Origin of the sequence: Bordetella sp. BOR01 (genome assembly GCF_019218885.1) — a bacterium.
Classification (GTDB): Bacteria; Pseudomonadota; Gammaproteobacteria; order Burkholderiales; family Burkholderiaceae_B; genus Bordetella_A.
The window spans coordinates 383842-409468 of record NZ_JAHUWT010000005.1 but is presented as its reverse complement, the minus strand read 5'-3'; the positions used below and the strand labels follow the sequence as shown (position 1 = coordinate 409468).

Below are 25627 nucleotides of genomic sequence, written 5' to 3'. Positions count from 1 at the left end.
CGCAAGGCCTTCCCATGCTGGAAACGTATCGCCAACACGTCGCCGAACGCGCGGCGCTGGGTATTCCCCCGCTGCCGCTCTCGGCTCAACAAACCGCCGACCTGATCGAACTGCTGAAGAACCCGCCCGCCGGCGAAGCAGACCACCTGCTGGAACTGCTGACCCACCGCGTGCCGGCCGGCGTGGACGACGCCGCCAAGGTCAAGGCCTCGTACCTGGCCGCCGTGGCGCTGGGCAAGGAATCGTGTACGTTGATCAGCCGGGCCAAGGCGACCGAACTGCTGGGCACCATGCTGGGCGGCTACAACATCGGCCCGCTGGTCGAACTGCTGGATGACGCCGAAATCGGCACCATCGCCGCGGAAGGGCTGAAGAAGACCCTGCTGATGTTCGACGCCTTCCACGACGTGAAGGAAAAGGCCGACAAGGGCAACGCCCACGCGCGCGCCGTGCTGCAAAGCTGGGCCGACGCCGAATGGTTCACCAGCCGCCCCGAATTGCCCGAAAGCCTGACCATCACCGTCTTCAAGGTGCCGGGCGAAACCAACACCGACGACCTGTCACCCGCCCCCGACGCCACCACGCGCCCCGACATTCCCATGCACGCGCTGGCCATGCTGAAGAACAAGCGCGATGGCGCCGCGTTCGAACCCGAGGAAGACGGCAAACGCGGCCCGGTGCAGTTCATCGAAACGCTGAAAGAAAAGGGCCATCTGGTCGCCTACGTGGGCGACGTGGTGGGCACCGGCTCGTCGCGCAAGTCGGCCACCAATTCGGTGCTGTGGTTCACCGGCGAAGACATCCCCTTCGTGCCGAACAAGCGCTTTGGCGGCGTCTGCCTGGGCAACAAGATTGCTCCCATCTTCTACAACACCATGGAAGACGCGGGTGCCCTGCCCATCGAGCTGGACGTCTCCAAGATGGAAATGGGCGACGTGGTCGAACTGCGCCCCTATGAAGGCAAGGCTCTGAAAAACGGCGAAGTCATCGCCGAATTCCAGGTCAAGTCCGACGTGCTGTTCGACGAAGTGCGCGCCGGCGGCCGCATTCCCCTGATCATCGGCCGCGGCCTGACCTCGAAGGCGCGCGAAGCGCTGGGCCTGGCGCCCTCGACGCTGTTCCGCCTGCCCAAGAATCCGGTCGATTCGGGCCGCGGCTATACGCTGGCCCAGAAGATGGTGGGCCGGGCCTGCGGCCTGCCCGAAGGCCAGGGCGTGCGCGCGGGTACCTATTGCGAACCGCGCATGACCTCGGTGGGCAGCCAGGACACCACCGGCCCCATGACCCGCGACGAACTCAAAGACCTGGCCTGCCTGGGCTTCTCGGCCGACCTGGTCATGCAGTCGTTCTGCCACACGGCAGCCTACCCCAAGCCCGTGGACGTGAAGACGCACCATTCGCTGCCCCAGTTCATCAGCACGCGCGGCGGTATTTCGCTGCGTCCGGGCGACGGCGTGATCCACTCGTGGCTGAACCGCATGCTGTTGCCCGACACCGTGGGCACCGGCGGCGATTCGCACACGCGCTTCCCCATCGGCATTTCGTTCCCGGCCGGCTCGGGCCTGGTGGCCTTCGCGGCCGCCACCGGCGTCATGCCGCTGGACATGCCGGAATCGGTGCTGGTGCGCTTCAAGGGCAAGATGCAGCCCGGCGTCACGCTGCGCGACCTGGTCAATGCCATTCCGTTGTATGCCATCAAGCAAGGGCTGCTGACCGTGGCCAAGCAAGGCAAGAAGAACATTTTCTCGGGCCGCATCCTGGAAATCGAGGGCCTGCCCGACCTGAAGGTGGAACAGGCATTCGAACTGTCCGACGCCTCGGCCGAACGCTCGGCCGCCGGCTGCGCGGTGCGCCTGAACAAAGAACCGATCATCGAATACATCAACAGCAACATCGTGATGCTGAAGTGGATGATCGCCAACGGCTATGAAGACGAGCGCTCGCTGGGCCGCCGCATCAAGGCCATGGAAGCGTGGCTGGCCGATCCCAAGCTGCTCGAGCCCGATGCCGACGCCGAATACGCGGCGGTCATCGAAATCGACCTGGCCGGCATCCATGAACCCATCGTGGCCTGCCCGAACGATCCCGACGACGTGAAGACCTTGTCGGATGTGGCCGGCGCCAAGATCGACGAGGTATTCATCGGCAGCTGCATGACCAACATCGGCCACTTCCGCGCGGCATCGAAGCTGCTGGAAGGCAAGCGCGATATCCCGGTCAAGCTGTGGGTGGCGCCGCCCACCAAGATGGACGCGCAGCAGCTTACCGAGGAAGGCCATTACGGTGTGTTCGGCACCGCCGGCGCCCGCACCGAAATGCCGGGCTGCTCGCTGTGCATGGGCAACCAAGCCCAGGTGCGCGAAGGCGCCACCGTCATGTCGACCAGCACGCGCAACTTCCCCAACCGGTTGGGCAAGAACACCAACGTGTACCTGGGTTCGGCCGAACTGGCCGCCATCTGCTCGCGCCTGGGCCGTATCCCGACCAAGGACGAGTACATGGCCGACATGGGCGTCATCAACCAGAGCGGCGACCAGATCTACCAGTACCTGAATTTCGACAAGATCGCCGACTATAAAGACGTGGCGGACGTCATCGAGGTCTAAGGCTGGGACGATCGCGATTCGTGGCCGGGCCGGGCCTGGCCCGGCCCGGCCAGTAGTCAGGAACGGGCCGGCGCCATTGCCTGCGCCATCCAGCGCGCGATGGCCGTGACACGTTCGTCTTGATGGGGTTGCCCCACGAGCTGGACGCCGAACGGCATGCCCTCGACGCTCAGCAGGGGCGCAGTGACGGCCGGCGCCCCCACATATGACGACACGCAACTGAAGGACACGTCGCCGGTGGGAAACGGCGTATTCTTCGTGGCGTCCAGACGCGGCGCCGGCCCGCACGATGCCGGACTGATCAGTGCATCGCAGTGGGTATCCAACGCGGCCAAGCGCTGGCGCGCCAGATCGCGCAGCGCCAGATCTTGCCGGAAGGTCTCGAGGGTGACGCCGCGCCCGCTTTCCAGTTGGCGCAACAGGCTGGGCCCCAGCGTGCCGGGATGCTGTTCGACCAGGTTTTCCAGCGACCAGCGTTGTTCCCAGGAAATCAGGCGCAGCATGTTGGCGGTTGCCGTCGCGATGGACTGCTCGAAGAGATCCAGCAGTAGAAGATCGGCCCGCCGGACGATGTCGACCCCTTCGTCCGCCAGCTTGCCGAGCAACGCCTCGAAGGCCGCTTTCGACGAAGCATCCAGGCGCGTCCAGCCCTCGGTTTCCATGACAGCCAGCCGTCGCGGCTTATGTGGCGCGGGGGCCGACAGCCCGCCGTAGAGGCCCGGGTGGCCGGGATCGCCGCCCACCCGCGTCACGATTTCCATCGCTGTCGCCCACATGTCTTGCGCGCAACCGGCGTGGATGCCGACATGGGACTGGCTATAGCCCAGGCGCTCGCCGCGATTGATGCCGCCGAACGTGGGCTTGAGCGCCCAGTTGGCGTTGAAGCTAGCCGGGCGCAAGACTGAACCGACCAATTGCGAACCGATGGCGACAGGCACCATCTTCGCTCCCACGGCCGCACCGGAGCCGCTGGACGATCCTCCCGGGGTGCGCTGCGGATCGAACGCATTGGTAGTCGGACCGGGGTCGAGAAAACCCAGCGCGGTCGTCACCGTCTTGCCCAGGATGATTGCTCCGGCATCGCGCAGCGCCCGCACCAGCGCGCTATCGCGCTTGGGAAAACATCCGGCATAGGCGGGGCTGCCCATCTGGGTGGGCATGTCTTTGGTTTCGATCAGATCTTTGATGCCGACCGGCATGCCGTCGATCTGCGACAACGGCTGTCCGGCCTGGTAGCGCTGGTCGGATTCACGGGCTGCGGCGCGGGCGCCCTCTTCGTTGAGCACTACCCATGCCTGGACGACAGGTTCGCGCTGGCGGATGGTTTCCAGGCAAGCCTCGAGAAATTCGCTGGGCCGCCGTGTTCCGGCCAGGAACTGCTCGCGCGCGGTGCTGAAGGACAAGGCCTGGTAGGTGTCCGGATGGTAAGTCATGTATAGGCTCCTTGGTGCATCCGGGTTCAGTTGCTTTCAATGCCGGCAGCGACGATCAGATCTGTCCAGCGACGGTACTCATTCTTGAAATACGCATCGAAAGATTCCGGCGTGCCCGTATCCACGGCCATGCCCACCCCATTGAGCCGTTCGCGCACGTCCGGCATCTGCAGTACCTGGATGAAGTCCTTGTTCACTTTCTCGATGATCGACTGGGGCGTGCCGGCGGGCGCGAACATACCGTACCAGGCCTCGAGCTCTAGCGAGGGCAAGCCGGCCTGTGCCGTGGTGGGGATATCCGGTAGCGCGGGCAGCCGCTCTTTCGAGGCCACCGCATACGCCTTGGTGCGATTCGCCTTGACATAGTTCTGCACGTTGCCCGATGCGAACTGCACCAGCACATCGACCTCGCCCGCGAGCATCGCGGTGGACGCTTCCAGCGCGCCCCTGTAGGGCACATGCATGATGTCCACGCCTGCTTCCTGCTTGAACATTTCGGTATAAAGCTGGAGCACCCCGCCCGAGCCATTCGAGGCATAGGTCAACTTGCCCGGATGCTGCCTTGCTTCGTCGATCAGTTCCTTCAAGGTGTTGGCCTTGACCTTGGGATTGGCCAGGATGAGTACCGGCAGAGTACCTATCTTGCCTATGCGCTCGAAGCCATTCACGACATCCACCTTGGCGTGCTTGTTGATCGCCGGCAGGGTCGCCAATTCGTTGAAAGTCAGCAGCAGGGTATAGCCATCGGGCTTGGCCTGCGCCGCGTAGTCCGTACCCACCAGCGTCCCGGCGCCGGGCTTGTTTTCGACAATCACGGGGTGGCCCCACAGCGCGGCCAATTTGGGGGCGACCAGGCGGGCCAGCAGGTCGGCCGTGCCCCCGGGTGTCGTCGGGACCACGATAGATACGGTTCGGGATGGGTAAGCCGCCTGGTCGGCGGCCACTGCCGCTTGGCCCGCAATGGCCAGGTAAACCAGCATGCCCGCGCAACCGCGCCATAACCCCAGTTTCATGGATGCCCCTTTCTCGGTTAAGAAATGATTAATGATCGCGCGCTCGAAATGGCCGTTATCGCGATGAATGGTAGGAAAGCACCCTATGGTGGTCAACCAACTTCTATGCTGCTACGATTTACTTTTAGTTAACTGAAAAAGCCATGGAACCGCTGCCTCCGCTCAATGCCTTGCGCATTTTCGAAGTGGTCGGCCGCGTCTCCAGTATCAGTGCGGCGGCCCAAGAGCTTTGCGTGACGCCAGCCGCCGTCAGCCGGCAAATCCGCGTCCTTGAAGATCACCTGCGTACCCGGCTGTTCTATCGGCAACACCGGCGCATTGCCTTTACACCGGCGGGCCGCGAATACCATCTGGAAGTTTCTCGCCATATCGCTGGCCTGCGCCGCGCCACCCTGAATGTGCACCAGGCAGCGCGGTCGCGCATCTTCAACCTCCGGGCTCCTCACACCATCGCCATGCGCTGGCTGCTGCCCCGGCTGGCCAGCCTGCATGCGGCCCATCCCGAACTGGAAGTCCGATTGCATACCTCGGCCAATCCACCGGATTTCGAACGCGAAGACCTGGACGCGGCCATCGTCATCAACCATGGCCATGCGCCCGGGCTGGTGCAGCACAAGATCATGGAAAACGAAATCGCGCCCGTATGCACGCCTGAAATGGCGGCGCGCCTGCAACAGCCCGGGCAATTGCTGGGAGAAACCCTGCTTCATACCCATGCGCGGCCCGATGACTGGCAGATGTGGTTCTTGCATGCCGGCCAGCCCATGCCCGGAACCAGCCGCGACATGCGTTTCGAATCTTCGGCCCTGGCCTATGAAGCGGCGTTGGCCGGCTTTGGCATCGCCATAGGCCAAAAGTCACTTATCACCCAAGAACTGGACGACGGGCGCCTGGTGGCCCCGTTCGGCCCGTGGGTCAACCTGGGAAGCTTCAGCTATTACTTTGTAATGCCGCAAGAAATCTATTTGCGCAACACGCCCGAGGCCACGGTGCTGCGGCAATGGATTGCCTCGATCTCGCTGCCTGCGCAACCCGATACGCAGCAAGGCCGCTAAGGCCCCGATCTCGGGCGCGGCCAGACTGTCAGTCGCGCGCCGCCAGCGCATCGAGCTGCGCATCGTCCAGGCCCAGCGCCACGCTGCCCATGGCGCAGGTTACCGCCAGGGCGCGGCGCAGTTCCGGTTCGCGGATGATGTCGGGCGTGTCTTCGGCCGTCAGGATGCGATTGACGCGCGAGTCGGGGCGATCGAAACCCGCCACCAGGCGCAACGCAGGAATGCCGTGGCGCGCGAAATTGGCATGGTCGGAATTCGGCATCAGCGGCAGCCAACTGGCCACGGGCACGCCGGCGGCCTGCGCGGCTTTTGCCACATAGCCCGCCAGCGCGGGAAAGTCGCTGATCAGCGCGGCCAGCGTGTCGTCGCCCGCCACGGTATCCAGGTTGATGTTCAGTTTCAGCCGGGCACGTTCGGTGTCGGGCAAATCCGCCAGGTAGCGGGCCGAGCCTGCCAGGGCCCATTCTTCGGCACAGAACAGGCACACGCGCAGACCGGGCGTCTGCGCCGATACCTGCGGCGCCAGCGCCCGCGCGGCCGCCAGCGCCACGGCCACGCCGGTGGCATTGTCCAGCGCACTGCAGCCCAGGTCGTGGCCATCCAGGTGGGCGCTGATCACGATGCGCGCCGCGCGGCCGCCCGGAATATCCAGCACGGCCACGCCCGCACGCGCATCGGGTACCTCTTCGCCCGATATGCGCAGCCGGACCTGCGCCCCGGTACCGGCCAACAAGCGTGCACCGGCTTCGTCGATGTAGGCGGCCGGAATGCCGGCGCCGTTGCGCGGCCGGCCCGATGAGCCCGACAGCAGGCCGCCGCCCGGCCACGGGTTGGCGATCAGGAAACCCGCCGCGCCGGCCTGCACGGCCATGTCGTACTTGCGGCGGCGGTGCACATGGTGCGGCGTGAAGGGATATTCATGGCGTACCAGCACCACCTTGCCCCGCACCTGTTCGCCGGCGCGCGCGAAATCGTCGGCGCGCCCCTGGCCCAGGTCCAGTACCGGCGCGGCCAAGCCATCGGCATCAGTGGATGCCGAGCGCAGCAAGGGCTTGCATGGCAGCGCCTGGACGCGGCCTTGGCTGTCCTGCAGTTCCAGGCTGGCGTGCAGGCAGCGCCAGCCATCGTAGGGTACGTCCAGCTTTTGCACGTCGCCGCCGGTGGCCTGCATGCGGCGCAAGGCCCAATCCATGGCCGCGGCGTCCTGCCCGCTGCCCGACAGGCGTCCACCGAAACCGCACAGCGCTTGAAAATCGTCCATCAATTGCGCGTCTTGCGCAGCCGCCTGCAACCACTGAGTCATGAACATCCTTGAAAGCGATGGGGAGCCCTGGATGGGCGCACGGGTTTATTCCAGATTGATGCCAGCACGGGTGACGACGTCTTGCCAGCGCTGGAAATCGGCCGACAGCAAAGCCTGCAGGGCCCCGGCGTCGGCCTGGTCGGGCACGTTGGCGCCGATGCCGGCATAGCGCTGCCCGATGGCGGGCGACTGCATCACCTTGGCCATGGCCGCGCCCAGCTTGTCGAGCACCGCCTGCGGCGTGCCGGCCGGCGCCAGCAGGCCCCACCAGCTTTGCACTGTCAGGTTGGGCAGGCCGCTTTCCTGGAATGTGGGCACATCGGGCGTGCCGGGCTGGCGCTGCGGCGACGATACCGCCAGGGGCCGGATCTTGCCGGCCTGGAACAGTGCCGCGGCGCTGGGCATGCTGCTGAAGCTGACGTCGATCTGGCCGCCGGCCAGATCGCTGACCGAGGCGGCCGCGCCCTTGTAGGGCACATGTACCAGCTTGGTTTGCGTGTTCAGCATGAACAGCTCGGCCAGCAAGTGCGTCAGCGAGCCATTGCCGCCGGAACCGATGGACACCACCCCGGGCCGCTTCTTGGCGTCGGCCACCAGTTCGGCCACGCCTTTGCCTGCGTAGGCGGGGCTGGCAAACAGGTACATGGGCGACAGGCCTACCAGCGCGATGGGCGCAAAGTCTTTGCGGGCGTCGTACTTGACGCGGTCGCCATAAAGCGCCGGCACGATGGTGAACGGCACGTCGGCCAGCAGCAGGGTATAGCCGTCCGGCGCTTCGCCGGATACGTAGGCGGTGCCGATCATCGACCCTGCGCCGGCGCGGTTCTCGACCACCACGGGTTGCCCTAGCTCGGTGCCCAGTTGTTCGCCAATGGCGCGGGCGATCAGGTCGGAACTGCCGCCGGCCGAGTAAGGCACCACGATTTTCACGGGCTTGTCAGGGTAGGCAGCCGCCAGGGCCGGTATGGCGATGCAAGCGACAGCCATAGTGCCGCGCCAGAGTTTTTTCCACTTGTTCATGTCGATCGAGCCGTTTTTGTTAGAACCGGTAACTATTCTGGGCCGGCTGCCCCGACGGCGACAAGGGATGTATGCGCATGCGCCATTCCGTTATGGAATAGCGGTGGGCCGCTAGCCGCCCAGGTAGGCCTGCACCGCCTGATTGAGGGCCTGGGCGCGCTCCAGGGTCCAGGCACAGAAGGCATCGGTATAGGGGCCGCCCACATTGGGCCGCGGCCGCATCAAGTAGTAGCCAAACCGCCCTTGGACCGCATCGCCCAGCGGGCGGCACAGCGTGCCGTCGCGCAGCGGCTGCAGCACCATGCACAAGGGCACGATGGCCGCGCCCAGGCCGTGCATGACCGCCGGCAGCAGGACCGAAAACCCTTCGTATTCCGGCGCCGTAACGGACGGCCCCGGCCACAATGGCGCCACATCGGCGCGCCATTCATCCCAGCCGTAGCCGCGCTGCGCGCGCTTGAGCAAAGGCAGGCCGTCCAGATCGTCGACACAGCGCACCGGATGCCGCCGCAGCAGGGCCGGCGCGGCTACCAGAGCCATCTCGCGGCCGCACAAATACTGCGTCGACATGCCCGACACATAGCCCGCATGCAATTGGATCTCGGCATCGAAGCGCTCGGCTTCGCCGCGGCCGTACAGCAGGCGCGGCCTGACATTGACCCGTATGCCCGGATGTTGCTCGAAGAACTCGGCCAGCCCCGGCAGCAGGCAGAACTGCGCGAACGAGGGCGATACGGCCACGTTCAGCGCCACCCGTGAACCCGGCTGCGCCACCAGCGTGTCGGCTTCGTCGATAAGCCGCAGCGCGGCGCCGATGCGCTCGAAGTACAGCGCGCCGGCATAGGTCAGGCGCAGGCCGGTGGGCAGGCGCTGGAACAGGGCCACGCCCAGGCGGCCTTCCAGGGCGCTGATGTGCTTGCTGACCGCGCTCTGGGTCAGGCTGAGTTCCTCGGCGCTGCGGCTGAAATTCAGGCTGCGGGCCGCTGCCAGGAAAATGCGCAGCGAGGTGACGGAATTGCGGGAACCTTTCATCGTGGGCGGGCAAGGCGGCCTGAAAGCCAGGGAGTGGGACATTATCCGCCCCCCCGGCGGCACGGAAAAACATTGCATGCCCTACTTCCCGTCTGGATAATACGACAAATTCTTATTTTCAATTCTTTCCGTGCCAGCCATGCCAGACCACGCCCTGCCCCTTTTGTGCCCCCTTGCCCTTCGCGCCCGCCGCAGCCCCCTGTCGCTGGCGCTGCACGCAGCCCTTTCGGCCGGCGCGCTGGCCTGCACGCCGGCGCTGGCGCAAACCGTGCAAGGCGGCGTCACGACGCTGGAAGCCACCACGGTGACGGGAGAAGCCAGCGTCTCGAACCCCACGCCCATCGAGTTTGCCGGAGGCCAGGTCGCGCGCGGCGGCCAGCTGGGCGTACTGGGCAATATCGACAACATGGACGCGCCCTTCGTGGTGACCAGTTATACGTCCAAGTTGATCGAGGACCAGCAGGCCCGCACGCTGGGCGATGTGGTGAAGAACGACGCATCGGTGGTGGTGGGTAATGGTTTCGGGAACTCGGCCGAGACTTTTTCCATTCGAGGCTTCGCGCTGAACAATGACGACTTGTCGTTCAACGGCCTGTACGGCATCTTGCCGCGCCAGGTGCTGCCCACGCAGATGATCGAACGCGTCGAGATCCTGAAGGGTGCCAATGCCTTCCTGAATGGCGCGGCGCCGGGCGGCTCGGGCTTGGGAGGTTCGATCAATATCCAGCCCAAGCGGGCTGGCGTCGATCCGCTCACGCGCGCCACGGTGGACTACACCAGTGATTCTCAGGTGGGCGGCAGCGTCGACATCGGACGGCGCTGGGGCGACAGCCAGCAATTCGGCATACGCGTGAACGCGGCCCATCGCGATGGCGATACGGTCGTGGATGATGCCGGCCAGCGCATGACCGTAGGCACCGTGGGGCTGGACTATCTGGGCGAGCAATTGCGCGTGTCGCTGGACGTGGGTTATCAGAAATTCCGTTATTCGCAGCCGCGCCCCACCATCGGGCTTACTGGCACCGATGTGCCCTCTCCGCCATCGAACAGCACGAATTATGGGCAACCGTGGACGTATAGCGAACTCGAGAGCACGTTCGGCGTACTGCGAGCGGAATACGACTTCTCTAGCAATTGGATGGGGTACGCGGCTATCGGAGCCAGCCATGACCATGAATCGGGCGATTATGGGCAACCGTCGGTCAATGGAGAAGGCATAGGGACGGTGAATCGACTGACAGTGCCTTACGAAAGGGATGCCGTCAGTGGAGAAATCGGTGTCCGGGGAAAATTTCATACCGGTCCGGTCGGACACACCGTCAATGTCGGCGTGTCGGCACTGCGGGCCGATTCTCGTCAAGCGTTCGAATACGTGACAGGCGGACCGGTCGACATCTCCAATCCCACCGCAATGCCTCGCCCATCCGGTGGCGTGCCAGTAGGAGACATGAGCAATCCCGGCGTTACCGATCGCACGCGCCTGCACAGCGTCGCCCTATCGGACCAATTGGCATTTCTGGATGGCAAGGTGCTGTTCACCGCGGGAGTGCGCCATCAGAGCCTCAGGAACAAAACCTACACACCCACCGGCGAGCAAACCGGTGACTATGACGACTCGGTATGGACGCCCGCGTACGGTCTGGTGGTACGCCCCTGGGAACCGGTGGCTTTTTACGTCAACCATATCGAAGGCCTGACCAAAGGCGACGCGGCGCCGGCCGACGCTGCCAACCCGAGCGCATCATTGGCGCCTTACCGTACCAAGCAGACCGAAGCAGGCGTAAAGCTGGACTTCGGCAACATCGGTGGCAACATCGGCGTCTTTCAAATTGAAAAGCCTCAAGCGTATGTCGACTCCGACAATGTCTTCGGATTGGCAGGCGCGCAGCGCAATCGCGGCCTTGAGCTGAATGTCTACGGCGAACCTGTGCGTGGCGTGCGCCTTCTGGGAGGCGTCACCTTCATGGATCCCGAACTGCGCGGCACCAAAGGGGCCCTTCAGGACGGCAACGATGCCATCGGTGTTCCGCGCTACCAGGTCGTGCTGGGTGCCGAGTGGGACGTGCCTGCGGTAACGGGACTGACACTGCAGGCCTATGCGCAGCGCCGCGGCTCTCAATATGTGAATATCGACAACAGCGCCAAGATTCCCGCCTGGACTCGCATTGACCTGGGTGCGCGCTACGCCACCAAGATCAATGGGCGCAACGTAGTATGGCGCGCCGGCGTGGACAACGTGGCCGACAAAGACTATTGGGCCACGGTGGGCAACGATTTCGGCCAGATCACCCAGGGGTTGGGGCGCGTCTACAAGCTGTCGATGTCTGTGGATTTCTGATCCATGGCCGGGCGGCACATGCCGCCCGCGCCATCCCGGCAATCGTTCTACCCTGCAAAGCGATTTTCCGGCACCCCGCGCACGCCCAGCCCATGCAAGGCAAACAGGCTGCCGCGCGCCACGCCGTCGCCGGGAAAGCGCGGCAGCGGCGGCCGGGCCATCGAGGTGACATACAGCACGTCCAGGTCGGGCCCACCGAACATGACGCTGGTGACTTTCTTCACCGGCATTTCGATCACCCGGTCGACCGAACCATCCGGGGCGTAGCGGACCAGTTTGCCGTCGTACACCAGCGCATTCCACAAATAGCCCTCGGCATCGACGGTGGACCCGTCGGCGCCGCCGCCGCCGCTCATGTCCACGCGTGCATGAGTGCGGCGATTGGAGACCTTGCCGGTTTGCTGGTCGTAGTCGTAGGCCCATACTTCACCCGACCAGGTGTCGTTGAAGTAGAAGGTATTGCCATCGGGGCTCCAGCATGGCCCGTTGGACACCACGATGCCGCGCTCCAGCGTGTGCAGCGACAGGTCCGGGTCCAGCCGGTACAGGGCACCGTTGGGACCGTCTTCATTGGTGTCCATGCTGCCGGCCAGGAAACGCCCCTGGCGATCGACCTTGCCATCATTCAGGCGGTTGGCCGGCTTGTCGGGTTCCGGGTCGACGATGAGGTCCACCTCGCCGGTGCCGAAGTCCAGGAAATGGAAGCCGCGCTCCAGCGACAGCACTGCCCCGCCCTGTTTGCGCAGCGCCATCGAACCGATCTTCTGGGGCAAGTCCCAGGCGCGGACTTCGCGGCCGTCGGCGGTGCAGCGGAAAATGCGGCCATCGGCACTGTCGATCCAGTACAGCCGCTGCTCGTCGACGTCCCACAGCGGGCCTTCGCCCAGGGTGGTCTTCACGTCGACCAGGATTTCGATGTGCATGGATGTCTCCTTCAGAATGCGACCTGGTCGCCACCTTTCAATTGCAGGATGCGGCGGGCGTCGTCGGGCGTGGCGACCTGCATGCCCAGGCCTTCGATCATCTGGCGCACCGAACGCACCTGCTCGGCATTGGACTGGGCCAGCCGGCCCTTGCCGGCCCACAGGCTGTCTTCCAGGCCGACGCGCACATTGCCGCCCATGGCCACCGACTGGGCGGCAATGCGGAACTGGCTGGCGCCGGCGCCCAGCACCGACCAGCGATAGTCGGCCCCGAACAGGCGATCGGCGGTGCGGCGCATGTGGATGACGTCTTCCGGATGGGTGCCGATGCCGCCCAGCAAGCCGAACACCGACTGCACGAAGAACGGCGCCTTGACCAGGCCGCGGTCGGCAAAATGCGCCAGGTTGTACAGGTGCGCGATGTCGTAGCATTCGAACTCGAACCGCGTGCCGTTGTCGTAGCAAGTGGACAGGATGTATTCGATATCCTTGAAGCTGTTGCGAAACACCAGGTCGCGCGTGGCTTCCAGGTGTTCGCGTTCCCAGTCGAACTTGAATTCCTTGTACTTGTTCAGCAAGTGGTACAGGCCGAAGTTGATCGAGCCCATGTTCAGCGACGCCACTTCGGGCTTGAACTGCGCGGCCGGCTTGACGCGTTCTTCTACCCGCATATAGGGGCTGCCGCCCGAGGTGATATTGATCACCGCGTTGGTGCTGCGCTTGACCTCGGGCAGGAAGCGCGCAAAGGCTTCGGGGGTCTGGTCGGGCTTGCCGTTGTCGGGGTCGCGCGCATGCAAATGCAGGATGGCGGCGCCGGCCTCGGCCGCGGCCACCGCTTCGCGCGTGATGTGCTCGGGCGTGATGGGCAGGTGCGGCGACATCGATGGCGTATGGATGGCACCGGTGATCGCGCAGGTAATGATGACTTTGTCTTGGGACATGCTGGGCTCCGGATGGAAGGCGCGTCGGGCGGGCGCGCTCAGGGGGTTTCGTCTGTGCCGCCGGCCTGCTTATGGGCGGCCAGCGCCATCAGTCGGCGGTCGCGCCACAACTGGCGCGCGGCCAGCGCATCGGCGGGCAGATGCTCGCGGCGCTCGGCCTCGATGCGGTCCATCAGCTCGCCGCCCCACGGCACGCGCCGCTGCATCTGCTCGAACAGGCCGGCATACATGGTTTCATAGCGTTCGGCGTAGTCGCGCACGCCGGCCGGCGCATTCAGGTCGATGGTCTCGAACGGCCCCATGAACGACCAGCGCAGCGCCAGGCCTTCGCGCAGGCCGATGTCCACGTCCTCGACGCCCGCATAGCCGTCGGCCACCAGCCGGAAGGCTTCTTGCAGCAGCGCGCCCTGCAAGCGGTTCATGACGAAGCCATCGATCTCGCGGCGCATCATGATGGGCACCTGCCCGGCGTCGGACAGTATCTGGCGCGCCTGTTCCATGGCCTGCGGCGCGGTCCAGGGAGCCGGCACCACTTCGACGGCCGGTACCAGATAAGGCGGATTGATCGGATGCGCCACCAGGCAGCGCTCGCGACCCTGCAAATGGTCGGTAAAGCGCGAAGGCAGCAAGGCAGAGGTGGAACTGGCCAGGATGGCCTCGCGGGGTGCCAGGCGGTCGAGTTCGGCATAGACGCCGCGCTTGCTTTCCAGCACTTCGGGCGTGCTTTCCTGTACGTAGTGGGCGCCAGCCAGCGCCGCCGCGATGTCGGACTCGACCCGCAGGCGGTCCAGCACCTGGGCCGGCGACTGGCCGCGCAACAGGCCCTGGCTGGCCAGGTCGGGCAGCACGGCGGCGGCAAACTCGCGCGCCCGCGCGGCCTGGCCCGGCTGGCTGTCCCACAGGGCGACCTGGTGGCCGCCGCGCGCAAAAACGATGGCCCAGGCGCGGCCGATAAGGCCGGCACCGATGATGGCGATATTCGACATGGCGGCTCCTTTTGGTGAACAGACCTTAGAGCGTTTCGACGTTGCCGTCGACACTGAGCGACTGGCCCGAGATATTGCGGCCGGCCGTGGACAACAGGAAAGCGGTAGACAGCGCCACGTCGTGCGGCGTGACCATGCGGCGCAGCGAAATGCGTTCCAGGTAAGTGGCTTCCATGGTCTCGTAGGGTACGCCCACTTGTTCGGCGCGTGCGCGGATCACGCCTTCCATGCGCGGGCCTTCGACGATGCCGGGCAGGATCGCGTTGACGCGTATGCCCGCCGGGCCGAGTTCCTTGGCCAGGCTTTGGGTCAGGCCGATGACGCCGAACTTGGCCGACGAGTACGGCGTGCGGAACGCATAGCCGTGCCGGCCCGCCGACGAAGACATGTTGACGATGGCGCCGCCCCCGGCCGCCTTCAGCATGGGCACGGCCAGGCGCGTGCACAGGAATTGCCCGGTCAGGCAGATATCGATGCAACGGCGCCATTCCTGCGGGTCCAGCTCTTCCACCGCGCCGGTGGGCCCGGCGATGCCGGCATTGTTGACCAGGGCATCCAGCCCCCCCAGGTGCCGCCCGGCTGCCTGGAACAGGCCCGCCACGTCGTCTTCGCGGGACACGTCGGCACGCGCCGCGCCGACCTGGGGATGGGTTTGCGCCAGTTGCGCCAGCGCGGGCTCGGACACGTCGCAGGTAAACACCCGCGCGCCGCGCGCGGCCAGGTGCGACACAATGGCCAGCCCGATGCCGCCCGCCCCCGCCGTCACCACCACGCGCAACCCTTCCAGCCCGTCCTCTTGACTGCTCATGCTGCCTCCTTGCGCGGCCGCGGGCCGCATACTGTGTTCATTTTTCACGCAAGGCGATGACCGCGCCCAGCACCACCGCGCCATACAGGATGGCCCGCGTGGCGTAAGGCAGGTTGCTGCCCGCCAACAAGGTCTGCAGGGCCGTCAGCAGCAGCACGCCGGCCAGCATGCCCAGATAATGGCCGCGCCCGCCCGTGATCAGGCCGCCGCCCACCACCACCACGGCGATCGAGGGCAACAGGTAATCGTCGCCCATGCCCAGGCTGGCCTGGCCCGAGAAACCGGTCAGCAAGATGCCTACCAGCGCGGCGCACACGCCGGACAGCACGTACACGCCGATCAGCGTGCGGCCGACCGGCACGCCGGCCAGGCGGGCCGCCAGCGGACTGTTGCCCACCGCGTACACGCGCCGGCCGAATGCCGTATGCGACAGCAGCAACACCGCCGCCACTGCGAACGCGGCCACGAACAGCACCACGGGCGTGACGCCGGCCATCTGGCCCGTCATGAAACTGCGCAAGAGCGGCGGCGCGAAACCGGCCGGCGTGCCGCCTGAATACAGCAGGGCCAGGCCCTGCAAGATGCCGTTGACGGCCAGGGTGGCCACGATGGGAGACAGGCCCAGCGCCACGACGGCCAGGCCGTTCACCAGGCCCACCAGGCAACCCAGCAGCAGCACCGCCAGCATGGCGTAGGGCAACGCGACATCGGCCCCCTGGGCAATGCCCGCGAACACAATGCCCGACAAGCCGATGGTCCAGGGTAGCGACAGGTCGAGCCCGCCCGTCAGGATGACCGCGCCCTGCCCCAGCGCCAGGATGGCCAGGAAGCTGGCCAGCACGATCAGTGAATTCCAGTAGCCCCAATGCGCCAGCGACCGGCCCAGCGTCAGTTCGGTGGCCGCCAGCACCAGCACCAGGCACGCCACCGCCGGCAGCGAATAGCGCAGGGTCTGGGCATGGCGCACGGCAAACGACGGCGCAGCGGCCGATGCGGAAGGCGCCGCCGTGGCCACGGCCAGGCGCCGGTCGGCACCGCCGAGCTGGTGCGGCAGCGTGCCGGCCCGCCAGGCCCGCCAGCGCGCAATGGCGGCGCGCAGTTGCCGCACCGGCACCGAATCGCGATTGGCGGCGGCCGCCAGCGCGGCAAGGATCAGGATCACGCCCTCTACCACCGTGGAGTAGTACGCCGACACATTGAGCACCAGCAGGATGTTCACCACGATCATCAATATATAGGCGCCGAACACCGAGCCCATCGGCCCGCCCTTGCCACCGCCCAGGCGCGTGCCGCCCACCACCACGGCGGCAAAGATCGACAGCAGCAGCGGATTGCCTACCAGGGGGTCGCCGGCACCGGTCTGCGCGCTGAGAAACACGCCGGCCAGGCCGTACAGCGCCCCGGCCAGCACATAGGCCAGGAAGCGCACCGCATCGACCCGCACGCCGGCGGCGCGGGCCGAATCGGCGTCGCCGCCCACGGCATACAGCGCCGTGCCGAACGGGGTGCGCTTGAGCCATAGCCACAACAGCGCCAGCACGGCCAGCAGGGCCAGCGGCATGGGCAGCAGCTCGGGCCAGGCATCGCCCATGTAGAACTCGCCCAGCGCTGGCGGCACCAGGCCGCCGGGCTTGTCCATGACCAGCAGCGTCACCCCTTGCAAGATGAACATGGTCGACAGCGTCACCACGATGGGTTGCAGGCGCAGCACCGCAACGAAGAAGCCGTTGAACGCGCCGGCCGCCATGCCGATCGCCACGCCCGTGGCCGTGGCCTGCCATACCGAAGCCTGCGGGCCGCCCAGCACCAGGCCAGCCGCCAGCGCCACGTTGACCAGCGATATCACCGCGCCCACCGACAGGTCGAAACCGCCTGTCAGGATGACGACGGTGGCGCCGATGGCCGCGATGGCCAGCGTGGCGCCGCCGCTGCTCAGGAACGTGATGTCGAAGTAGCTCAGCGTACCGCTGCCCAGCATCACCACCGCGCACAGCATGACGGCGAACACTGCCATGGCCGTGAGCAGGCCGCGATGGGCCGCCAGCGGCGCCGCGCCGGCGCGGCGTGCAAACCTGGCCGCCAGCGGCCGTTCGAGAGGAGGTCGCGCGATCATGCCGCCCTCCGTTGCGCATCGCCGCCCAGCGCGATGCGCATGATGCCCTGCTCGGTCAGCGCCGGCCCGGCCAGTTCGCCCCGTACCTGGCCGCCATAGAGCACCAGCGCGCGATCGCACAGATGGACGATCTCGGGGATTTCGGTGGAATGGAACAGAATGGCGCCTCCCTCGGCCACGTACTGGCGCATCAGGACATACAGCTCGTGCTTGGTGCCGACGTCGATACCGCGCGTGGGGTCGAACAGCAGCAGGATGCGGCTTTGCGCCAGCAGCCATTTGGCGATGGCGATCTTCTGCTGGTTGCCGCCCGAAAACGCGCCGGCCGGCGTCCAGGCGGCGCGGCGATCGACCTGCACGCGTGCGAAGGCGCGTTCGACGGCGGCGTTCTCGGCGGCGGCGCTGATCACGCCGCCGCGCGTGTAGCGCTGCACCACCGGCAGGGTCGCGTTGGCCCGCCCGTCCAGCTTCAGGAACAGCCCTTCTGTCTTGCGGTCTTCCGGCACCATGCCTATGCCGATATTGGGCCGGATGGCGTCCGCCGGCGAACCCAACGCCACGGTGCGCCCGTCGACCTGTATCTGCCCCTGCCTGGGCGGCAGCATGCCGAAGCAGGCATGGAACAGGTCCAGCTGGCCCATGCCTTGCAGCCCCGCCACGCCCAGTATCTCGCCGCGCCGCAAGCTGAAGTCCACGCCTCGCACTTTGCCGGCGTCCAGCCCGCGCGCACCGAGCACTTCGGGGCCGAAGGCGGGCGCGTCGGCCGGACGCGGCGGAAACACGCGCGACACACTGCGGCCCACGATACGCTCGATGACGGCGTCGTCGTCCAGTTCGCCGGCCGGCCCGGTAGAAATATGGCGGCCGTTGCGCAAGATGGTCAGGCGGTCGCAGAAGGCCCGCACTTCGCGCATGCGATGCGAAATGAACACCACCGTGGTGCCCTGCGCTTTCAGGCGCGCGATCAGGCTGCCCAGCCAGTCGACGTCGCGGCCGGCCAGCGTGGACGTGGGCTCGTCCAGCAACAGAATGCGCGGCGCACGCAACACCGCGCGGGCGATCTCGATTTTCTGGCGCACCGCCAGGTCCAATGTGCCGGCTTCGGCATACAGGTCCACGTCGAAATCCAGCTCGTGCAGGTGCTGCGCCACGCGCTCGGCCGCCGCGCGGCGCCGGACCATGCCCAGCAGACCGCGTGGCGCATAGGGCATCAACATATTGTCGAGCACCGGCAGGTCGGCCACCAGGGTCATTTCCTGGAACGCCGTCTGGATGCCCAGGGCATGCGCCGCGCGCGGCGAACGCAGGCGCACCGGCTGGCCATCGACTTCGATATGGCCGCCGCTGGGCTCGATCAGGCCCGACAGCAGTTTGACCACGGTGGACTTGCCCGCGCCGTTCTCGCCCAGCAGGGCATGCACGGTGCCTGGCTGGATCTCGAACGACACGTCGTCCACCGCCACGGTAGGGCCAAAGACCTTGCGCAGGCCGACAGCCCGCACCGCCGCGGCGGCATGATCGGCGATATTCATGGTCATGGCAACTTCCTTGCGGAACGACGACGCGTCAAGGTTCGGGCTGCGACGCCAGCGCCGCGTTCAGGCCCACTTCGGGGGTGTCGGCCGAGAAAATCGAAGCGAACCAGCCGGGATTCTTGACTGCCGAGGGCTTGAACACATTGCAGCCGGCCTTCATCTCGGCCCAACTGCCGGTGTCGCACAGCTTGATGGTCTCGTTGGTGACCAGCGGCAAGGGCAGCGTGACATGCTTGGGCACCTGCTTGCCTTCCAACGCCTGCACGGCCAGCTTCAAGGCCAGCGCCCCCGAATACGGCGGCGACGCATACGACACGCGTGGCGCGCCCATCGGCACGTACGTGCCAGAAGCGCCGTCGGCCTGCGTGCCGGGCGGCAGCATCTGTACCCGCCCGCCATTGGAGCCCTCGCCCGCGCAGGGCAGCAGGTCTTGCGGCTTGCGGCCTGCCTCGACCTGCATGGAATTCGCGGTATAGCAGCCCACCTGCATCCACAGGCCGTCGATGCTATCCCAGCCGCGCGTGGCCAGCAGCTTGGACAGCTCGGTGCGGGCCACCGCCTGGCTCCACATGCCCACGGCCTCGCCCACGACCTTGATATCCGGATATTTGGCGAAGACCTTCTTGGCCGCTGCGGTACGCTGCGTATCGACCGAGGTGCCGGGCACGCCGGTAACCAGCACCACATTGCCCTTGCCGCCCAGCCTGTCGGCCAGCCACTGGGCCGTGACGCGGCCGGCTTCGTCCTGGTCGATGGTGACGTTGTGGGCGCAGGGTTCGGTCACTTCGGCATCGTACGCAAACACCAGCACGTTCTTGGCGCAAGCGTTCTTGATGACGTGGTTCAAGGCCGTGGGCGAGATCGGATACACCACGATGGCCTTGGCACCGGCCTGCACCATGGCATTGATCTGCTGGATCTGCTTTTGCGCGTTCGGGCCGGCCACCTGCACCTGCAGGTCGATCTTGCCGGCCATCGATGGGTGGGCGGCCATGGCCTTGACCATATTGGATGCCTCGGCCTGCCAGTCGTTGCCGACATAGCTCATGCTGAGGAACACTTTGGCTTTCTGCTGTGCCAGGGCCGGCGCGCCATACAGCGCCGGGGCGAGGCCCGCGGCGGCCAGGACGGCGGCCGCAAATCTTCTGTTGCACCGATTCATGCCTGTCTCCGTATCCGTTGAAGGATGGTCTTGTGGATTTTTTGCCGCGCCAGGGTTCTTGTGCCCCGGGTCGGGTTAAGCTTATTGGTGAATCAGATGTATCTGTGATCACAGATCATGAAATGCATAATACGATGGGAATTCCAGCCATGCAACCACCCGCCCTGCCCGCCGCCGCCGACGTAGACGATCGCCTGCCTCCGGCTACCGAACTGCAAGGCAAGATGGAAAAAATCGTCCGGCATACGCTGTCGGACCGGGTCTATGCCGATTTGAAGGAACTGCTGCAATCGGGCGAGATGGAACCCGGGCAACGCTTCACATTGCGCGGTCTGGCCGCCACGGTAGGCACCAGCGCCATGCCGGTGCGCGAAGCCGTGGGCCGCCTGGCCGCCGAGCAGGCGCTGGAAGTGCTGCCCAACCGTGCCATCCGCGTGCCCATCATGACGCGCGGCCGCTTCCTGGAACTGCGCACCATCCGCATCCAGCTCGAGGGCCTGGCCATCGTGCAGGCCGCTCAACACCGCAGTGACGCCGAACTGGCCGAGATCCAGGCCTACGAGCAGGAATTCCGCCTGGCGCGCGAACAAGCGGTGCCCGACGGCCGCCAGGCCGTGCGCGCCAACAAGGGCCTGCACTTCGCCATCTACCGGGCGGCCCGCATGCCCGTGCTGCTGCAGATCATCGAAGGCTTGTGGCTGCAGGTCGGCCCGGTGCTGAACTATGACCTGGCCAGCAGCCCGCGCCGCCTGACGCATGGCGAAGCGCACGCGCATCATGCCAACATGGTTGCTGCCATTGCGCGGCAAGACGGCGAGACCGCCCGCGAGGCGCTGGTGGCCGACCTGACGAGCGCCAGCGAATTCATTCTGGCGCGCGACGTGTTGCCCTGAATCGGCGGGCCGGATTCCGCATGACAGGACGGCGGCGCGCCACTGCGCTTAGAATGCCGCCATCCCTTTACAAGGAATCCAGCAATGAGACTGGGGCCACCGCTGCTGACCCTGCTGATGGTATTGACCGGCTGCGCCACCACGCCGCCTTCGAACCCTGACGATCTCTGCGCCATCTTCCGCGAGAAACCCGATTGGCACGACGCCGCGCTGGACGTGCGCAATAAATGGGGCGTGCCCGTGCAAGTGCCGTTCGCCATGATGTACCAGGAATCCAGCTTCCGGCATGATGCCCTGCCGCCGCGCTATTACTTCCTGGGCTTCATTCCCTGGGGCCGCGTCAGTTCGGCCTATGGCTACGCGCAAGCCAAGGACGAGACCTGGGCGGACTACAAGCGCGAAGCGGGCGGCTGGACCGCCAGCCGCGACAACCTGGCGGATGCGCTGGACTTCATGGGCTGGTACATCAGCAAGACCCAGCGCATCAACGGCGTCTCGAAATGGGATGCCTATGGCCAGTACCTGAACTACCACGAAGGCTGGACGGGCTACCGTAACCGCAGCTACGACCGCAAGGCATGGCTGAAGCGGGTGGCGCAGCAGGTGCAGGGGCGGGCCGAGCGGTTCGGGACGCAGTATCGGGGGTGTGAAAAGGAGCTTACCCGGGGTGGGTTGTTCGGATTGTTTTGAATGACTGCGGGGGTTTGCCAGGTGTCAGGCTCCCGCAGGGTGCCTGACACTATACGACTGAGACAGCTGTGGCACACCATGGTGTCAGGCACCTTCGGAGCCTGACACCTGGCAACAGCCCGGGTAATCACGGCGCATGCTGCGCTATCCTGTTGGCTACGGGAGAGAGGCACCATGTATTTTGATTCGACGCTCTGGGCGATGACGCGCGGTGTGCGGCTGCGCATGCTGGTTTGCGGGCTGCTGGGCTTGCTGGGACTGGCGGCGGGTATCGCGCGCTTTGTCTTGCTGGCCCAGTTCCTGGCACGGCTGTTCGCGGGCGCGGGCGGCAGCGCCTTGTGGTGGCCGCTGGCCGGCGCGGCCGTGGCCATCTTGCTGCGCGGTGCCTTCGAACATGCGCTGAACCTGCTGGCCAACCGCAATGCGGCCCGCATCCAGAACAATCTGCGCGCCCAGCTATACGACAAGATCGTCGAGCTGGGGCCGGCCTGGTTTGGCGGGCAGCGCACCGGCGGCGTGATGCTGGCCGTGATCGACGGCGTCGAGCAACTGCAGAGCTTCTTCGGACGCTATCTGCCGCAGTTGTTCATTGCGGCCTGCGCGCCGCTTGTCATCTTTGCCTTCATCGCCTGGTGGGACTGGCCGGTTGCACTGGTCTTGATGGCGGCCGCGCTGGTCACGCTGATCCTGCCGCTGGTGGCGCATCGCAGCCATCGCGATGCATCGCGGCAGCGTGCCCAGGCCTTCAAGGCTTTCGGCGAAGAGTTCCTGGATGCGATGCAGGGCCTGCCTACGCTGAAGGCGTTCGGCCAAAGCCGCGCATGGGGCGACCGCCTTGCCGATCGCGCGCGGGCACTGTCCGACAATACATTCAAGGTACTGGGCCGCGAAGTATCGGCCCGCTTTGCCACCGACATCGGCATTACGGTGGGTGCGGCGGCCGCGCTGGCGCTGGGTGCGTGGCGCGTATCGCAAGGTGAAATGACCCTGGCCGCGCTGCTGGTCGTACTGATGGCCGGCACCGAGATCTTCCGGCCCCTGCGCGATATGCGGGCCGTACTGCACCAAGGCCTGATGGGTCAATCGGCCGCGGCCAGCGTGCGCGCCCTGCTCGACGCCACCAGTTCCGCGCCACAAGGCGGCAGCCACGCGCCGGCGGCCGCGGCAGCCGGCGGCCTGTCTATCGCCTTCAAGGACGTGGCGTTCTCGTATCCCGGGGGGCGCAGCATTACGCACCAAGGCATGAGCTTCGACATACGGCCCGGCGAACGCGTCGGCATCGTGGGGCCCAGCGGCTCGGGCAAATCCACCCTGGTGCGCCTGCTGCTGCGCCTGCACGACCCGCAGGCCGGCGCCATCGAGATCGACGGCCACGACCTGCGCACGCTGGACCCCGAGACCGTGCGCGCGCGGATATCGCTGGTGGCGCAGGACAGCACCCTGTTCCACGGCACGGTCGAAGAAAACCTGTTGCTGGCGCGGCCCGACGCCACGCCGGATCAACTGCACGCGGCCGCGGCGGCGGCCAATGCGCACACATTCATCATGGCGCTGCCGCAGGGCTACCAGACCATGCTGGGCGAGCGCGGCATGCAGCTATCGGGCGGCCAGCGCCAACGCCTGGCGATCGCGCGGGCGCTGCTGCGCGACACGCCTATCCTGATCCTGGACGAAGCCCTGTCATCGGTGGATGCCGAGAACGAAGCCGAGATCCAGCAGGCGCTGGACCGGCTCAGCCGCGGCCGCACGACCCTGGTGCTGGCGCACCGCCTGTCCAGCGTCATCAACGCCGATCGCATCCTGGTGCTGGATGGCGGCCGTATTGTCGAGGCAGGCACGCACGACGCACTGATAGCGGGCGACACCCTGTACCGGCGCCTGATGGGCGGCCAGCAGGACACTGCAACGGCACACGCCTCGGTGCTGCCGGCCGCGTCCGACGCCATGCCTTCCGGATCCCGCGCCACCGACGGCCGCCCCGTGCCCATGCCGCTGGAAGCCGAAGCACGTCACATCGGCACGCAGCAGGTGCTGCAGACGCTGATGCAGATCATCCGCCCCTGGAAGCGGCAATTCACCATTACCGTGGCCAGCGGCGTCGGGCGCGTGGCCGCCTTCATCGGCGTCTCGGTGCTGGGCGCCCTGGTCATCGCCCGCCTGAAGAACGGCGAGCCGTTCGACGGCTTGCTGGCAGGCCTGTTCGTGGTGGCCGTGGCGGCGGCGGCCTTGCACTGGATCGAATCCTGGCTGGCCCATGCCATTGCCTACGAACTGCTGGCCGAAATGCGCATCGCGCTGTACCAGAAGCTGGAAGCCCTGGCGCCGGCCTATCTGCTGCGCAGGCGTGCGGGCGACCTGGTCGGCCTGGCCACGCAAGACGTGGAGACCATCGAATATTTCTTCGCCCACACGGTAGCGCCGGCTTTCGTGGCGGTGCTGGTGCCGGCAGTGGTGCTGGCCATACTGGGCATCACGGCATGGCCGCTGATGCTGGCGCTGCTGCCCTTCCTGCTGTGGGCAGCTGCCTCGCCGTGGCTGAGCCGCGCGCGCGTGGATGCGCAAGGCAGCCGCGCACGCCAGGCGCTGGGCCTGCTCAGCGCCCATCTTTCGGAAACCATCCAGGGCCTGTCAGACCTGGTGGCGTTCTCGGCCACGGGGCGGCGGCGCGCCGCGTTCCTGGCAATTGCCCACGATTACCAACGCGTGCGGCTGGCATTGCTGGCCGACCTGTCGCGCCAGGGCGCCCTGCTGGAAATCGCCACCGGCCTGGGCGGCCTGGCGGTAGCGGCGGTGGGCGCCTGGTGGGTCGCGCAAGGGGCCCTGGCCGCGGGCCTGCTGCCGCTGCTGGTGCTGCTGTCGGTCGCCGCTTTCCTGCCGGTATCCGAGATCGCCCAGGTCAGCCGGCAACTGGCCGATACCCTGGCTTCGACGCGCCGCTTGCGCGCCATCCATGACGAACCGGTGCAAATTACCGGCGGCACGCTGGCTCCGCCCCTGGATGCCGCCGGCCTGCCGCTGGCCTTCGACGATGTGACGTTCACCTATCCGGGCCGGCAGCATCCGGCGCTGCGCGAGGTGGCACTGGACCTGCCCGCCGGCGCCACCCTGGCCCTGGTCGGCCCGTCAGGCGCCGGCAAGAGCACGCTGGCCAGCCTGCTGCTGCGCTTCTGGGATCCGCAGCAAGGCGCCGTGCGCATCGGCGGCATCAGCCTGCCCGACCTGACACTGGACGCCCTGTATCGCCGCATTGCGCTGGTGGCCCAGGACACCTGGCTGCTCAATGGCACGCTGGAAGACAACATCCGGCTGGCCCGCCCCGACGCCAGCGCCGATGCATTGGACCAGGCCATCGCGCGCGCCGCGCTGGCCGACTTCGTGGCCGACCTGCCAGATGGCTTGCGCACCCGCGTGGGCGAGCGCGGCGTGGCGCTCTCGGGCGGCCAGCGCCAGCGTATCGCCATCGCGCGCGCTTTCCTGCGCGACGCACCGGTATTGATCCTGGACGAGGCGACCTCGCACCTGGATGCCATCAGCGAGGCCCAGGTGCACCAGGCCCTGGCCGAACTGATGCGCCACCGCACCACGCTGATCATCGCGCACCGCCTGTCCACCATCCGCCAGGCCGATACCATCGCGGTGGTCGATGGCGGCCGCATCGTGGAATCGGGCACCCATGATGAGTTGCTGCGGCGCAGAGGCGCCTACGCGCATCTGGTGAACCGGCAGATGACGGCGGCGCGGCAAGTGGCATGACCTGCGAAGCGGCAACTGGGCAG

Annotated in this window: 18 protein-coding genes; 6 read left to right on the top strand and 12 right to left on the bottom strand. The window is 66.4% G+C overall.

All coding sequences use genetic code 11. The features are described from left to right. Positions 1-14: 14 nt before the first annotated feature. Positions 15-2606, top strand: coding sequence for a bifunctional aconitate hydratase 2/2-methylisocitrate dehydratase (acnB, locus tag KW845_RS27245; protein WP_218372525.1), 2592 nt, complete (start codon positions 15-17; stop codon positions 2604-2606). Between the two features lie 56 nt (positions 2607-2662). On the opposite strand, the gene KW845_RS27240 is transcribed toward acnB, so the two are convergent. Beyond that, positions 2663-4039, bottom strand: a complete 1377-nt coding sequence (locus KW845_RS27240; RefSeq protein WP_218372524.1) for an amidase — start codon at positions 4037-4039, stop codon at positions 2663-2665. A 26-nt stretch (positions 4040-4065) separates the two neighbouring features. Next, a complete protein-coding gene (locus tag KW845_RS27235; protein WP_255592975.1) occupies positions 4066-5052 on the bottom strand; it encodes a tripartite tricarboxylate transporter substrate binding protein in 987 nt (328 codons plus the stop codon). Positions 5053-5195: 143 nt separating this feature from the next. On the opposite strand from KW845_RS27235, the gene KW845_RS27230 reads away from it, so the two are divergent. Then, positions 5196-6107, top strand: coding sequence for a LysR substrate-binding domain-containing protein (locus KW845_RS27230; RefSeq protein WP_218372523.1), 912 nt, complete (start codon positions 5196-5198; stop codon positions 6105-6107). Between the two features lie 28 nt (positions 6108-6135). Here KW845_RS27230 and KW845_RS27225 read toward each other — a convergent pair whose 3' ends face one another. The 3 genes from KW845_RS27225 to KW845_RS27215 form a co-directional block, all read right to left on the bottom strand. Then, positions 6136-7410 carry a M28 family peptidase gene (locus KW845_RS27225; protein WP_218372522.1) on the bottom strand — a complete coding sequence of 425 codons (1275 nt, stop codon included), beginning with the start codon at positions 7408-7410 and terminating at the stop codon, positions 6136-6138. Positions 7411-7455: 45 nt separating this feature from the next. Next, complete coding sequence (locus KW845_RS27220) at positions 7456-8430, bottom strand: tripartite tricarboxylate transporter substrate binding protein (protein WP_218372521.1); 975 nt, start codon at positions 8428-8430, stop codon at positions 7456-7458. A gap of 111 nt (positions 8431-8541) precedes the next feature. Then, entirely contained in the window at positions 8542-9462 is a 921-nt protein-coding gene (locus KW845_RS27215) for a LysR substrate-binding domain-containing protein (RefSeq protein WP_218372520.1), read from the bottom strand. A 139-nt stretch (positions 9463-9601) separates the two neighbouring features. Here KW845_RS27215 and KW845_RS27210 point away from each other — a divergent pair, with 139 nt between their 5' ends. Then, positions 9602-11800 (top strand): TonB-dependent siderophore receptor, encoded by a 2199-nt coding sequence (locus KW845_RS27210; RefSeq protein ID WP_218372519.1) that lies wholly within the window; start codon positions 9602-9604, stop codon positions 11798-11800. Positions 11801-11847: 47 nt separating this feature from the next. Here KW845_RS27210 and KW845_RS27205 read toward each other — a convergent pair whose 3' ends face one another. Genes KW845_RS27205 through KW845_RS27175 form a run of 7 tightly spaced genes read right to left on the bottom strand, consistent with a single transcriptional unit; the run spans position 11848 to position 20268 of the window. Next, positions 11848-12723 (bottom strand): SMP-30/gluconolactonase/LRE family protein, encoded by an 876-nt coding sequence (locus KW845_RS27205; RefSeq protein WP_218372518.1) that lies wholly within the window; start codon positions 12721-12723, stop codon positions 11848-11850. An 11-nt stretch (positions 12724-12734) separates the two neighbouring features. Then, positions 12735-13664, bottom strand: coding sequence for a 3-keto-5-aminohexanoate cleavage protein (locus KW845_RS27200; RefSeq protein WP_218372517.1), 930 nt, complete (start codon positions 13662-13664; stop codon positions 12735-12737). Positions 13665-13702: 38 nt separating this feature from the next. After that, positions 13703-14650: a 3-hydroxyacyl-CoA dehydrogenase gene (locus KW845_RS27195; RefSeq protein WP_218372516.1), complete on the bottom strand. Its 948-nt coding sequence runs from the start codon at positions 14648-14650 to the stop codon at positions 13703-13705. 25 nt (positions 14651-14675) lie between these two features. Further along, positions 14676-15458 carry an SDR family oxidoreductase gene (locus KW845_RS27190; RefSeq protein WP_218372515.1) on the bottom strand — a complete coding sequence of 261 codons (783 nt, stop codon included), beginning with the start codon at positions 15456-15458 and terminating at the stop codon, positions 14676-14678. 37 nt (positions 15459-15495) lie between these two features. Continuing rightward, complete coding sequence (locus tag KW845_RS27185; protein WP_218372514.1) at positions 15496-17571, bottom strand: ABC transporter permease; 2076 nt, start codon at positions 17569-17571, stop codon at positions 15496-15498. Next, on the bottom strand, positions 17568-19109 hold the full coding sequence (locus KW845_RS27180) for a sugar ABC transporter ATP-binding protein (RefSeq protein ID WP_255592974.1): 1542 nt from the start codon (positions 19107-19109) through the stop codon (positions 17568-17570). Before KW845_RS27180 ends, KW845_RS27185 begins: the two co-directional genes overlap by 4 nt. A 28-nt stretch (positions 19110-19137) precedes the next feature. Next, entirely contained in the window at positions 19138-20268 is a 1131-nt protein-coding gene (locus tag KW845_RS27175) for a sugar ABC transporter substrate-binding protein (RefSeq protein ID WP_218372513.1), read from the bottom strand. Positions 20269-20417: 149 nt separating this feature from the next. Between KW845_RS27175 and KW845_RS27170 the strand changes: the two genes are divergently transcribed. The 3 genes from KW845_RS27170 to KW845_RS27160 all read left to right on the top strand — a co-directional run bounded on the left by KW845_RS27170 (position 20418) and on the right by KW845_RS27160 (position 25604). Then, complete coding sequence (locus tag KW845_RS27170; protein ID WP_255592973.1) at positions 20418-21161, top strand: GntR family transcriptional regulator; 744 nt, start codon at positions 20418-20420, stop codon at positions 21159-21161. A gap of 84 nt (positions 21162-21245) precedes the next feature. Beyond that, positions 21246-21851 carry a hypothetical protein gene (locus KW845_RS27165; protein ID WP_218372512.1) on the top strand — a complete coding sequence of 202 codons (606 nt, stop codon included), beginning with the start codon at positions 21246-21248 and terminating at the stop codon, positions 21849-21851. Between the two features lie 174 nt (positions 21852-22025). Then, the gene (locus KW845_RS27160; protein ID WP_218372511.1) at positions 22026-25604 is read left to right on the top strand and encodes an ABC transporter ATP-binding protein; all 3579 of its coding nucleotides are present in this window, start codon (positions 22026-22028) and stop codon (positions 25602-25604) included. The last annotated feature ends 23 nt before the right edge of the window (positions 25605-25627 follow it).